Source organism: Bacillus ndiopicus (assembly GCF_000612805.1).
Lineage (GTDB): Bacteria > Bacillota > Bacilli > Bacillales_A > Planococcaceae > Metasolibacillus > Metasolibacillus ndiopicus.
On record NZ_HG964405.1, the window covers coordinates 150,003 to 162,578 of the forward strand.

At 35.8% G+C, this 12,576-nt stretch carries 11 protein-coding genes; 9 read left to right on the forward strand and 2 right to left on the reverse strand.

All coding sequences use genetic code 11. From position 1 onward, the window contains the following. Positions 1-369 precede the first annotated feature (369 nt). Positions 370-2,253, forward strand: coding sequence for a GGDEF domain-containing protein (locus TY13_RS09060; protein WP_230199412.1), 1,884 nt, complete (start codon positions 370-372; stop codon positions 2,251-2,253). A gap of 66 nt (positions 2,254-2,319) precedes the next feature. Here TY13_RS09060 and TY13_RS09065 read toward each other — a convergent pair whose 3' ends face one another. Beyond that, on the reverse strand, positions 2,320-2,799 hold the full coding sequence (locus TY13_RS09065) for a GAF domain-containing protein (protein WP_042474609.1): 480 nt from the start codon (positions 2,797-2,799) through the stop codon (positions 2,320-2,322). 48 nt (positions 2,800-2,847) lie between these two features. Beyond that, the gene (hisJ, locus tag TY13_RS09070) at positions 2,848-3,639 is read right to left on the reverse strand and encodes a histidinol-phosphatase HisJ (RefSeq protein WP_042474612.1); all 792 of its coding nucleotides are present in this window, start codon (positions 3,637-3,639) and stop codon (positions 2,848-2,850) included. 132 nt (positions 3,640-3,771) lie between these two features. Here hisJ and ezrA point away from each other — a divergent pair, with 132 nt between their 5' ends. The 8 genes from ezrA (at position 3,772) to tpx (ending at position 12,545) form a co-directional block, all read left to right on the forward strand. Continuing rightward, entirely contained in the window at positions 3,772-5,475 is a 1,704-nt protein-coding gene (gene ezrA / locus TY13_RS09075) for a septation ring formation regulator EzrA (RefSeq protein WP_074432953.1), read from the forward strand. Positions 5,476-5,644: 169 nt separating this feature from the next. Then, positions 5,645-6,802: a cysteine desulfurase family protein gene (locus TY13_RS09080; RefSeq protein WP_042474617.1), complete on the forward strand. Its 1,158-nt coding sequence runs from the start codon at positions 5,645-5,647 to the stop codon at positions 6,800-6,802. Next, positions 6,802-8,010 (forward strand): tRNA uracil 4-sulfurtransferase ThiI, encoded by a 1,209-nt coding sequence (gene thiI, locus TY13_RS09085; protein WP_042474619.1) that lies wholly within the window; start codon positions 6,802-6,804, stop codon positions 8,008-8,010. The genes TY13_RS09080 and thiI overlap by 1 nt, the downstream gene beginning before the upstream one ends. A gap of 98 nt (positions 8,011-8,108) precedes the next feature. Continuing rightward, entirely contained in the window at positions 8,109-8,315 is a 207-nt protein-coding gene (locus TY13_RS09090) for an alpha/beta-type small acid-soluble spore protein (RefSeq protein WP_042474622.1), read from the forward strand. Between the two features lie 176 nt (positions 8,316-8,491). Then, positions 8,492-10,069, forward strand: a complete 1,578-nt coding sequence (gene mbcS / locus TY13_RS09095; protein ID WP_042474625.1) for an acyl-CoA synthetase MbcS — start codon at positions 8,492-8,494, stop codon at positions 10,067-10,069. A 333-nt stretch (positions 10,070-10,402) separates the two neighbouring features. Next, positions 10,403-11,419, forward strand: a complete 1,017-nt coding sequence (sppA, locus tag TY13_RS09100) for a signal peptide peptidase SppA (protein WP_042474629.1) — start codon at positions 10,403-10,405, stop codon at positions 11,417-11,419. A gap of 12 nt (positions 11,420-11,431) precedes the next feature. Then, on the forward strand, positions 11,432-11,953 hold the full coding sequence (locus tag TY13_RS09105; protein ID WP_042474632.1) for an RDD family protein: 522 nt from the start codon (positions 11,432-11,434) through the stop codon (positions 11,951-11,953). Between the two features lie 85 nt (positions 11,954-12,038). Further along, positions 12,039-12,545: a thiol peroxidase gene (gene tpx, locus TY13_RS09110; protein WP_042474634.1), complete on the forward strand. Its 507-nt coding sequence runs from the start codon at positions 12,039-12,041 to the stop codon at positions 12,543-12,545. Positions 12,546-12,576 lie beyond the last annotated feature (31 nt).

Here is a 12,576-nt window from a genome sequence, read left to right on the forward strand (position 1 = left end):
AAAATACAGAAAAAAGCTACACAACTGCTGCATTTATTTTACACTTTGACTATTCTATCCTGTTTTAAATAAGTAGTCAAGAAAAAAATAACTGTCATGATAAACGTTTAACAAGCATAAAATATGGGTAGTTCAGAATTGTGCCAATTGAAAAAATATGCTAAAAATTATAATTGTAAAAAATGAATAATAAGTATTTTTATTTATTTTTTTATGTTACATTGAATTTAGGATTAAAAAATAGATGTTTAGAACAGTTTTTTTGGAAAAAATGTGAATATTTTAATAGTCAAATAGGCTTAAGGTAATGTATAATTAAAAGTATGTGCAATATAATCCTTTTAGCTATAAAGGAGAAAAGGTGATTTCATGATTTTTGACTATCAACAAAAACTTATTGAAATTAAATCTGATTTAATGGACTTTTATATTAATTCTAATAATGGGCTTGATGACTTAAGCGAATTTGTTTTTTTAATAAATGACTTATTAGAAAAGCACTTTCTAATAACGAACTGCATATTTTTCAAATGGACAAATGATTTGTTTAAACCTGTATACAATGTTGATGTAGATGCGAACTTGTACAATATATCTTCAGCATTATCCCTCGACTCTTTTTTTAAACAACAGCCACTAGTACCCATCCCTCCAATATTAAAAAAGGAGAAAGGCTTAGAACAGATGACACATATGCTGTTGTTAAAAGTAAGAGACCAAAATCCGAGTGGAATATTCGTTTTCCAAGATGCATTGCAAAGCCCATTTTTCGATAATTTCGAATTTGTGGAAGAGTTTGTTCCTTTGCTTTCGGAAGTTATGCAGATGAAAATTACAAGCATAAATATCCATCTTAACGAACTTCAATACCGCAAGTTGTATGATATTGCCAATTTGTTCCATTCTACAATGGACGTTGATGCAATATTGCAAAATGTACTAGCTATCATCCAAGATAATTTCCCGAATTTAAAAGCAGAATTAATACTGTCGAATAATCAAGATCAAAAAACAAAAGTTAATATAAAGCAATTTGATTATTTATCTGAAAGAGCAACTACGATTGAAGCTTTTTTATCTGGAGAAATGACGTCTGAGCATATTCCTGATTTAAACTGTTATTTGTTAAATGCGCCAATTAAAGGTCAACAGGCGACTTATGGAATTTTACAAGTTACTGTGCAAAGTGAATATGTGATTACAGTGTCACAAAGAGAGTTTATTAAAGTGTTAGCCCAAGCTTCTGGCAATGCTTTAGAAAATGCTAAACTATATCATCAATCTTCACGCTTAATCAGTGATTTGCAGCTAATCAATGAAACTTCACATCGGCTTAATATGCGACTTGATATTGATGAGATGCTACTATTTTTACAAAAGCAGTTAATTAAATCTTTTAACCCAATGGAACTATGCTTTGTATTTAAAGAAGAAGAACAGTTTAAAATTACATCTGCATGTACCGGTTTATTTAAAACGGTACAAGGGGATATGTATGTTCAGCATGTAGAAAAACATTTTTTACATTCACAAGATCCTTTATTTATAGCTGATTTTAGACGTATCATAGAAAACCAGCATATAGAATTTAGATCAATTATGGCAATTCCAATGATTGTGGAAGAGCGAATTAATGGCTTCAGCATTGTAATGCATAGCGAGCCATATTTTTTCTCGTTTGATAGCTTTAAGCTAATGCAATCACTTATTCACCACTCGTCGTTAGCGATTGCAAACTCAAAGCTGCGTCATCAGCTACAAGAAATGGTAGACAGAGATCATTTAACTAGCATGTATGCAAGAAGTTATTTAGATCATTTTGTTGAAAAATCATTACATGATGATAACTCAGGTATGTTTTTACTAATTGATATTGATAATTTTAAACATATCAATGATACATTTGGTCACCAAGTAGGGGACAATATTTTGAAGCAAATTGGTATGCAGTTGCAGCTTATAGTAGGGGAAAGAGGCATTTGCGCACGCTGGGGCGGAGAAGAAATGTCCATTTACATTCCAAACATATCTGATAAAGAAGCGTTAATAGTAGCGGAAACTGTAGTGAAAAGCATTCCGAATATTACGGAGCCGAGAGTTACTATTTCTGCTGGTCTTATAACATGGGATAAAAACGAACGACCAGAATTCCAATCTTTATTTTTACATGCAGATACAGCGCTTTATAGCGCTAAAAATAATGGCAAAAACCAAGTTTGCATCTTCCATCATTCCATGCAATTACAACATTAAAAAGGTGAGCTGTTTTATTAAGCGGCTCACCTTTTTATATACTTGAGGACTGACACGAACAATGAATTATAAATGCTTTAATAGCGTTTGTACAAAGATTGTTAAGCCACGTGCATCGTCTTCTGAAAAGCGGCTTTTTATTGGACTATCGATATCTAGTACGCCGATAACCTTATCTTCTTTTAATAAAGGAATAACTATTTCAGAGTTTGATGCGGCATCACATGCGATATGCCCTGGGAAAGTATGTACGTCTGCCACAACGATTGTTTTCTTTTGTTCAACTGCTGTACCACATACACCACGTCCAACAGCAATACGCACACAGGCTGGCAATCCTTGGAATGGACCTAGGACGAGCTCGCCGTCTTTCATTAAATAAAAGCCTACCCAGTTTATTTCTTGTAAAAATTGATTTAATAGTGCAGATGCATTACTTAAATTAGCAATTAAATCGTTTTCCCCTGTAAGAAGTGCATCCAGATGCTTTGCAAGCATTGCATATTGGCTTTCAAGTGTGCCTTCATATTTCATTTGAGTAAACATAATTTACCTCCATTTAGTATTTTTAGATTAGCTTCAAGTAATCTTATCTTATGAAAATAATAATTCATAATGCTGATGTAAATCTCGAACAGTATGTGCATCTGAACCAAATGTAAAGGGCAATGCTATAGAATTTGCATATTCTATCATTGCTAATGGTGGATAAGGTTCTAAACAAAATGGTTTGCTAAGTCCAGCACTATTAAAATCCATTTCATAGCCAGCGTTTTTCATATGTAACAATAATTTTTTTATGTGTGCTGTATCATCGATTTGTTCAGAATGCGCATGTTGAAATTTATGAATAAGCGTTGGGTGGCCGATACGTTTTGGCTTATATTTACCTAGATTGCTATCGATTGATTGGTGAACAGTTTCATAATATAATTGATACAATTGTTTAATGCTACCAATTTCATTTGCGCATTGTAAATATACTTCTTTCGAAAAATCGATACAAGTATAATGGCTTTGCCATTTCAAAAAATGGACAGAAAGAATAGCATCATCGAGCATTGGGCCGTACTCATTAAGAAATTGACGTGTTTCATTTTCAAAACCAATAATAAAATCAATTTCAAGTCCAATATTAATATGAATTTGAGAGGAATAGTATTTTTTTATTTCTTGTAATTGTGTAAAATAAGATGGTAGTAACGCAAAATCCATTCCACTATCCTTATTCGGTGTAGGATCATGGAATGAAGGGGGTAATGGTGCATGCTCCGTAAAGGTGATTTCTGTAAAATTACATGCGATTGCTTTTTCAACATAATGTTCTAATAAATCTTTAGAACCGTGTGGGCAAAAAGGTGTGTGAATATGACCGTCTTTTTTCATAAAAAAGGAAACTCCTTTCATCTTATCTATTTACTTTTGCAAAAACCTTTAAAAACTTAAACAAATCATACAAAACGTGGTATATTATATATAACATATAGCCATTAGCGATTTTGGAACAGGAGGCTTACAGTGAAGTATATCATCATTGTTGTCGTCCTACTATTAGCATTATTAATTTTTGGTTTAATGATTAGGCGAAAACATAATGCTGAAATAGAACGACTAGAAAAAGAAAAAATGCAAGTACAGCATTATCCTATATATGAAGAGTTGACAAAAGTAAAGGCGCTTAACATGAATGGTCAAACGGAAGAAATGTTTGAAAACTGGCGCAATATGTGGTCAGAGGTAATTGATGTTCATGTTGTGAAAATGGACTCGATGCTATTTGATGCAGAAGAATTTGTTGATCGCTTTAAATTTAAAAAAGCTTCCCAAATCGAGCGTGAAATAGAAGAATATATTATAAAATGTGAAGCAACTAAAGTGAAAATTATTAAAGAGTTAGAAGAATTGATTGGTAGCGAAGAAAAAAACCGCATTGAAGTGGAGCAATTAAAAGAATACCATCGTTCAGCACGTAAAACGATTTTAGCGCATCAATATTCATTTGGTCCTGCTTTATCACAGCTTGAAAAGCGATTAGAGCAGTTTGTACCAAAGTTTGAAGAGTTTGATAAATTGACAACTGAAGGGAATTATTTGCAAGCTCGTGAAATCATTTTAACTTTAAATGGGGAAGCGCAATCCATTTTCTCATTATTAAGTGATATTCCAACATTGTTAACAGAAATTCAAACGAAAATTCCAACCGCTATTCAGGAATTACGAAATGGTCAAAAGGAGATGGAGGAGCAAAAATACTATTTGCGTCATCTTGAGCTTACAGACTATTTGGATAAGCTTGAACAGGAGCTTATATCACTAAAGCAAGCTGTAGCTGACTTAAATTTAACTGAAGTAGCACCTCGTATTGAAGAAATTAACGATGAAATTGATAATTTCTATGATTTATTAGAAAAAGAAGTGTTGGCGAAGAAATTTGTCGACCGTCACTGCGGCGCAATGAATGATACGATTAGCAATATTGTGAAGGCGACGAAGGAAGTGCACGATGAAGCGGCGTACGTACAGCATAGCTATCGTTTGCCAGATAAAGAGGCAGAAGTGCCAAAGCAATGCTTAAAGCAGCTAGAGGTTTTACAAAAGCGCTATGAGTTACTAGCCATTCGTGTAGAAGAAGAGCAATCAGCATACTCTAGCCTTCAAGAAGAATTACAAGAAATTACAAATGAAATGGAACGTATTCAAGAGGAGCAAGAAAAATTCTCGAATATGTTGAAAAACTTACGAATTGATGAAAACAATGCACGTAGAGAGCTTGATACGTTGAAGAAATTATTGCAAAATACAGAGCGAATGCTACATAAGGCGAACATTCCGGGTATTCCAGAAGAAATGGATGCACGATTAGAGGAAGCGGAGGAGCACGTTTTTATCGTTGTTCAAAGCTTGCAAGAAATTCCACTAAATATGGAAGCGGTACATAGTCATTTGTTAAATGCAAAAAAATGCATTGAAGAAGTTCATGAACGCGCGGAAGAAATGATTACAAACGTCATGCTAATCGAAAGAATGATTCAATATGGCAATCGTTACAGAGCGACAAATGCTACAGTACATGCGCGTTTAACGGAAGCGGAGGAAGCATTCCATCAATTCCGTTATGTAAAAGCATTAGAGGATGCTGCACATGCAGTGGAATCAATTGAGCCAGGAGCAATAAAGCGTATTGAGGCACTAGTGCAAGAGGAACTATTAATGAAATCATAGTGATTTAAAGCGAAATCCCACAAAATGGCTAACAAGCTCTTTGTGGGATTTTTGTGTTGCAATATAAAGTTGGCTAGAAAAAATCGCTATACAAGATGGTAGTCATTTATAAAACTTTGCGTTATGATAAATAGCGGTAAATTTATGATTTGAAAGTGTGTGACTTATAATGAATTCAAATACTATATATTTAGATAACAGTGCGACGACGAAGCCACTTCCAGAAGTAATGCAAACATTCTTACAAGTGAATGAGTTGTATTATGCAAACCCTGCCTCAATTCATGAAGCCGGTGTTGAAGCAAATGCTTTGTTAATGCGTGCGCGTGAGCAAATAGCTAATATTGTTCGGACAGAAGCAAAGGATGTCATTTTTACAGCAGGTGGTACAGAATCTAACAATTTTGCTATATTTGGTACTGCACAAGCAAACGTTCATAAAGGTAAACATATAATTACAACTAAAATAGAGCATCCTTCTGTACTAGAAGCGGTAAAGATTTTGGCGCAACAAGGTTTTGAAGTGGATTATTTATCTGTCAACGAAGCAGGTGTTATTTCGCTTGATGAGCTTCGAAGCAAAGTTAGGAAAGATACAATTTTAGTAAGTATTATGCATGTTAATAATGAAATGGGTGCGATTCAACCAATACAAGATGCTGCTAAAATTATTCATGAACAAAGTCGTGCCATTTTCCATGTTGATGCGGTGCAAAGCTTCGGAAAAATTCCTGTGCAATTTAATGATCAAAACGGCCCTGATTTGATTACAATTTCAGGTCATAAAATTCATGCATTAAAAGGGTCAGGAGCTTTAATTTTCCGCAAAAAATTAACTATCGCACCTTATATTGTTGGGGGAGGACAGGAATTTGGATTACGAAGTGGTACAGTTGCGGTACCACAGGCAGTGGCATTAGCGAAAGCTTCTCGTATAGCTGTTGAGGCAATGGCTGAAAAAACATTACAATATGAAAAATGGTATAAGGATTTACATTTATTTTTACGTAATTTCGGCTCAAATATACATTTGCTTTCTTCAGAAGCTGGTGCAGCACATATCATATCGTTTAGCGTAAAGGAGCTAAAGGGAGAAATTTTAATAAATGCGCTACAAAAGCATGGTATAATTGTCTCGACATCAAGCGCTTGCTCATCTAAACAAACGACGACAAGCCATGTTGTAGAAGCATTAAATATTGCACCAAGTTTTAAAAAAGGTGTATTACGATTAAGCTTTGGTGCACAAACGATAGATGCACATATTGAGCAATTTAAAACAATATTTAGTGATATAATGTGCGACTTAAAAGGAGAAAATAAATAATGATTTTTAAAGAAATATTAATTCGTTACGGAGAACTGTCAACAAAAGGACGCAATAAAAATGATTTTATTCGCCGTTTACGTGAAAATATTCGCTATTCATTTCACGATATACTGCCATTAAATATTCGCGCTGAGCGCGATCGCATGTTTATCGAAATTGAAAATGATGAAAAATATCAGGTGTTAATGGAACGTTTACCAGAAATATTCGGTATTCAATCATTTAGTCCTGTTGCATCTTGTAATAAAAATATGGATGATATGAAGCAGCTTGCTATTGAAATAATGGCACAGCATAGCAATCAGCCATTAACTTTTAAAGTGGAAGTGCGCCGTACAGACAAAACATTCCCTTATGATACACATATGATTCAACGAGAGCTTGGGGGAACAGTGCTAAGCAAGTATCAAAATATTTCTGTACAAGTAAAAAATCCAGACGTGGAATTGCGTGTAGAAGTGCGACATGACGCAATTTATATGATGGGACAAATCGTTCCTGGTGCAGGTGGCATGCCAATTGGCTCAAATGGTAAATCGCTATTAATGTTATCAGGCGGCATTGACAGCCCTGTTGCAGGTTATTTAATGATGAAGCGCGGTGTACGAATAGAAGCAATTCATTTTTATAGTCCACCATATACAAGTGAACACTCTTTACAAAAGGTAAAGGATTTAGCTAATGAACTTACGAAATTTGGTGCGAAAATCCGTCTTCATATTATTCCGTTTACAGAAATTCAAGTGCTAATTAAAGAACGTGTTCCAGAAAATATGACGATGACAACAACTCGACGAATGATGCTTCGTATAGCTGATAAAGTGCGTGAAGAGATTGGCGCTTTAGCAATTGTTACAGGCGAAAGCTTAGGACAAGTTGCTTCGCAAACTTTAGAAAGCTTAACAGCGATTAATGATGTTACAAGTACACCGATTTTGCGTCCATTAATTGCGGCGGACAAGTTGGATATTATTCATATTGCAGAGCGCATTGGCACATATGAAACATCCGTGCTTCCTTATGAGGATTGCTGTACAATTTTCACACCTGCAAGACCAAAAACAAAGCCAAAGATTGAGAAAGTAGCTCATTATGAAAGCTTTACTGATTTTGATGAATTAATCGAACGCGCTGTACGCAATCGCGAAACTCACCTTCTGCCAGAGAAGAAAGTAACGGCTGATAAATTTGCCGATTTATTATAATGGAAAAAGATTATTGCTAGAAGTAAAATTTCCCTCTATTTTTTGTGTATGAAAATTGCATCTTGGTGCATTCTAATCTCACAAGGAGGTGAAGTAAGATGACTTCAAACAACCGTAGTTCAAACAAGCTTAACGTGCCTGGTGCACAACAAGCATTAGATCAAATGAAGTATGAAATCGCACAAGAATTTGGTGTACAACTTGGACCAGAAGCTACTTCACGTGCGAACGGTTCAGTAGGAGGCGAGATTACAAAACGTCTTGTTTCTATGGCTGAACAACAATTAAAAGGAACTAACCAGTAATCCTATGGCTATTGCGTAAGTACAACTTGCGCAATAGCTTTTTTATTATGTCCATTTTAACCAAATAAAATTATTAGATTTTTTTGAAAAATCCGGCATATATTAATATAATAGATGTACGAGAAAAATTTCTCGCTAAAGTAGTTAATATGTTAATTAGAAAAGGAGTGGTTTTGATGAAACGAGAAGATTTAATGGCACCTGATACTTATAATATAGTGGATGAAATTGAACAGCATGCTGTAGGAGATAAAAAAGCGTTAATTGTTCAACATGAAGATGGACAGAAAGAAGAAATTACATATGTTGAGCTAATTGCTAGGGCAAATCAAGTAGCGAATGTATTTTTTGCGAATGGCTTACAAAAAGGCGATGTCATTCTTGTCATGCTACCTCGTTCAATTGAGGCTTACATAACATATATAGGTGCTTTGAAAGCGGGATTAATTATTATACCAAGCTCAGAGCTACTGCGTGCAAAGGATATTGATTACCGCATAGAACATGCAGAAGCAAAGGCAATTGTGGCAAATAAAAACTATATTGCTGAGCTTGATGAAGTACAATATTTAGATGGGTTAGCGTTATTTGTAGTTGGTGATGCGAAGGAGCCTTGGATACCTTTTATTAAAGAAATAAGCTCAGCTTCAACTCAATTTGATGCGCCAGTAACTTTATCTACTGATATGGCATTTTTAGCATATACAAGTGGAACGACAGGTAACCCAAAAGGGGCAGTTCATCATCATAGCTGGGGCTATGCGCATTTACGTACAACTGCAAATAGCTGGTTAGGTGTACATGAAGGAGACATTGTATGGGCAACTGCGGCACCAGGATGGCAAAAGTGGATTTGGAGTCCGTTTTTAGCAACGCTCGGCAGTGGGGCTACTGCTTTTGTTTATACTGGGAAATTTGATACGGCAAAATATTTAACATTGCTACAAGATGTCGGTGTCAATGTGTTATGCTGTACACCAACAGAATATCGAATGATAGCAAAGGCAGAAAATTTAAGCGATTATAAATTGGAAAAATTACGAAGCGCTGTTTCAGCAGGTGAGCCGTTAAATCGAGAAGTAATCGAAACATTTAAACGAGAATTCAATGTTCAAGTTCGCGATGGCTATGGTCAAACTGAAAATACATTATTAGTAGGTACATTATTCGGTACGGAATCTCGCCCTGGCTCAATGGGCAAACCAACACCAGGAAATATTGTGGAAATTGTTGATGAGTACGGTGAGGTAGTAGCTGATGGAATAGTAGGGGATATTGCAGTGCACAAATCAACACCTGCTCTATTCAAAGGTTATTATAAAGATGTAGAGCGTACGCAAATGCAGTTCCGAGGTGAATGGTTCATTACAGGAGATCAAGCATACAAGGATGAGGACGGCTATTTTTGGTTCCAAGGACGCAATGATGATATTATTATTTCGTCAGGCTATACAATTGGGCCATTTGAGGTAGAGGATGCTTTAGTGAAGCATCCTGCGGTACGTGAATGTGCAGTAGTCGCTAGTCCAGATGCTGTACGTGGAAGCATTGTAAAAGCCTTTGTAGTGTTGCGCGATTCAAATATGAAAGATAGTCCTACAATTGTGACGGAGCTACAAGAGCATGTAAAAGCATTAACCGCACCATATAAATACCCACGCGCTATTGAATTTTTAGATGAATTACCAAAAACTGCATCCGGTAAAATTCGACGTGTAGCATTACGCAATAATGAACAAAGTAAATCCTTATAATAATTATTTTTAGGTGAAATAGTATAAAAAGAAAGGGGTGATGGAAAATAGGCTGGGCCTGTTTTTCCACACTCCTTTCATACTTTCTAAAATATTCTATAGCTAGATTAATATAATAATTTTCGAAACTTTTAATAGGTTTAAACGTATAAAATAACGTACATATCATCATGTTTAATCTCACTTCAAAAAAAGGCATAGACGGCAAAATTTTTATATAGATTAGAAAGAGCCTAGATGTCATTGATGTGAAATAACGGAAATAACATTGGCATAATATGCAAAATACCTTTATGCTATAGAGTGATGAATAACATAAAAAGGAGTAAAGAAATGAATACGAAAAGATGGGTAGCTTTAATAGCTGCGACAGTATTATTAGTGTTTTCAATCGGGTTAAATGCAATTTTGGCCCTGTTTAAAACGGATTTTTTAAATTCATTTGATACGATGCTTCCAATGTCGGGGGCGGTAGTAGTCAATGAAAATGTTGTGGAGCCTGGGGATTGGGATAAGCGAATTGCGCTTTTAACAGTGAGTGGGACAATTCAAGATTTAGGATCTGGAAATGGCTGGACACAAGTGGAATATGACCACCAAATGTTTATGCAGCAGCTTGATACAATTTTAATGGATGAATCTGTGCAAGCAGTTGTGCTAGCGGTCAATTCCCCTGGTGGCGGTGTGATAGAATCGGCAGAGATTCATAAGAAGCTACTTGAAATAAAAGAGCAACGTCAAATTCCGATATATGTGTCAATGGGCACAATGGCGGCATCAGGCGGGTATTACATTGCGGCACCAAGCGATAAAATATTTGCTTTAAAAGAAACAATCACCGGTTCAATTGGTGTGATTATGCAAGGTATTAATTACTCAGAGTTAGCAGAAAAGCTAGGTGTGAAGTTTGAAACAATTAAATCAGGTCCACATAAAGATATGTTCGGTGGTTCACGTGAGACTTCTCCAGAAGAACGTGCAATGCTACAAGAAATGATTGATGAAATGTATGAGGAATTTGTCGATGTTGTAGAGGCAGGTCGTGGTATGTCAGAAGCAGATGTGAAGAAAGTAGCTGACGGACGTATTTTAGGTGGTTCACAAGCATTAAAAGCAGGTTTAGTGGATGAAATTGGCACTTTGGATGATACGATTGCAGCGATTCGTGCTGACTTTAGTTTAGAGGATGCGGAATTATTTGAATATGCCAAACAGGATGAGAGCTTTGCTGCATTATTTGGCATGAAAGTTGGTTCGATGTTTGGACCATCTGTGGAAGAGCGCTTTTTAACACGCGTTTTAACAACACATAATGCGCCGCGCGCTATGTACTTATATGGTGATTTCTAAGGAGGGGTATTAATGGAATACGGGCAAACAGTTATCCCACCAACAACTCAATATGTGCAAAAGACTGCGGGATTTTGGGTGCGATTATGGGCATTCATCATTGATGGACTCATAGTAAGTGCAGCAATAGGTATTGTGATAAATCCAATTTTTTATTTTATGGATTGGAGTTTAATGAAAACACCGTGGTACGCACCGCTTGCTATCATTTCAACTATCGTATATTATAGTTATTTTGCTATAATGACAAAGTTTTGGCAGCAAACTGTTGGTAAAATGATTTTCGGATTGCGTGTTGTGCGAACGGATGGACAGCAACTTGATTGGCTTACAGTTTTGTTTCGTGAAATTATCGGTCGCTTTATGAGCAATACGATTTTTTACTTACCATATTTGATTGTTGCCTTTGCACCGAAAAATCAAGGCTTGCTGGATTATATTGCAGATACGATTGTTGTACATGAAGGAGCTTATACCGAGCAAAAAATTCAATCAGTGCCTCTACAACAAAAAGAAATCGAATACATGATTTAGGTAGAAAATTTTTTACAAGCTGTACAAGTTGCAAAGCTTGCTAGTTATTTAGTAAAATTAAGGCACAACAAAGGAGGCGTTTTTCGTGGCACAAGTAACATTTAAAAATGGTCCAGTAACATTATTAGGTAATGAAGTGAAGGTTGGTGACAAAGCACCAGATTTCACAGTTTTGGCAAATGATTTATCACCAGTAACTTTAAAAGATTCTGAAGGGAAAATTCGTTTATTCTCAGTTGTACCTTCACTTGATACAGGTGTATGTGATGCACAAACACGCAGATTTAATGAAGCGGCAGCAGAGCTAGGTGAAAATGTTGTAATTTACACTGTATCGATGGATTTACCATTCGCTCAAAAACGCTGGTGTGGTGCAGCGGGCATTGAAGCAGTACAAACTGTATCTGATCACCGTGATGCATCGTTTGGTGAAGCGTATGGCGTACATATTAAAGAATTACGCCTATTAACACGTGCGGTTTTCGTAGTAGATGCAGAGGGCACAGTAACATATGTTGAATATGTTCCAGAAGCTACAAATCATCCAAACTATGAAGCAGCGATTGAAGCTGTAAAAGCGTTAACTAAATAACCATCTTAATAAAAACAGCCCACTCAATTTG

Excerpts from the sequence above, each read along its gene's own strand:
- TY13_RS09060 (WP_230199412.1), top strand. The coding sequence starts at position 370 with ATGATTTTTGACTATCAACAAAAACTTATTGAAATTAAATCTGATTTA.
- TY13_RS09065 (WP_042474609.1), bottom strand. The coding sequence starts at position 2,799 with ATGTTTACTCAAATGAAATATGAAGGCACACTTGAAAGCCAATATGCA.
- hisJ (WP_042474612.1), bottom strand. The coding sequence starts at position 3,639 with ATGAAAAAAGACGGTCATATTCACACACCTTTTTGCCCACACGGTTCT.
- TY13_RS09080 (WP_042474617.1), top strand. The coding sequence starts at position 5,645 with ATGAATTCAAATACTATATATTTAGATAACAGTGCGACGACGAAGCCA.
- thiI (WP_042474619.1), top strand. The coding sequence starts at position 6,802 with ATGATTTTTAAAGAAATATTAATTCGTTACGGAGAACTGTCAACAAAA.
- TY13_RS09090 (WP_042474622.1), top strand. The coding sequence starts at position 8,109 with ATGACTTCAAACAACCGTAGTTCAAACAAGCTTAACGTGCCTGGTGCA.
- mbcS (WP_042474625.1), top strand. The coding sequence starts at position 8,492 with ATGAAACGAGAAGATTTAATGGCACCTGATACTTATAATATAGTGGAT.
- sppA (WP_042474629.1), top strand. The coding sequence starts at position 10,403 with ATGAATACGAAAAGATGGGTAGCTTTAATAGCTGCGACAGTATTATTA.
- TY13_RS09105 (WP_042474632.1), top strand. The coding sequence starts at position 11,432 with ATGGAATACGGGCAAACAGTTATCCCACCAACAACTCAATATGTGCAA.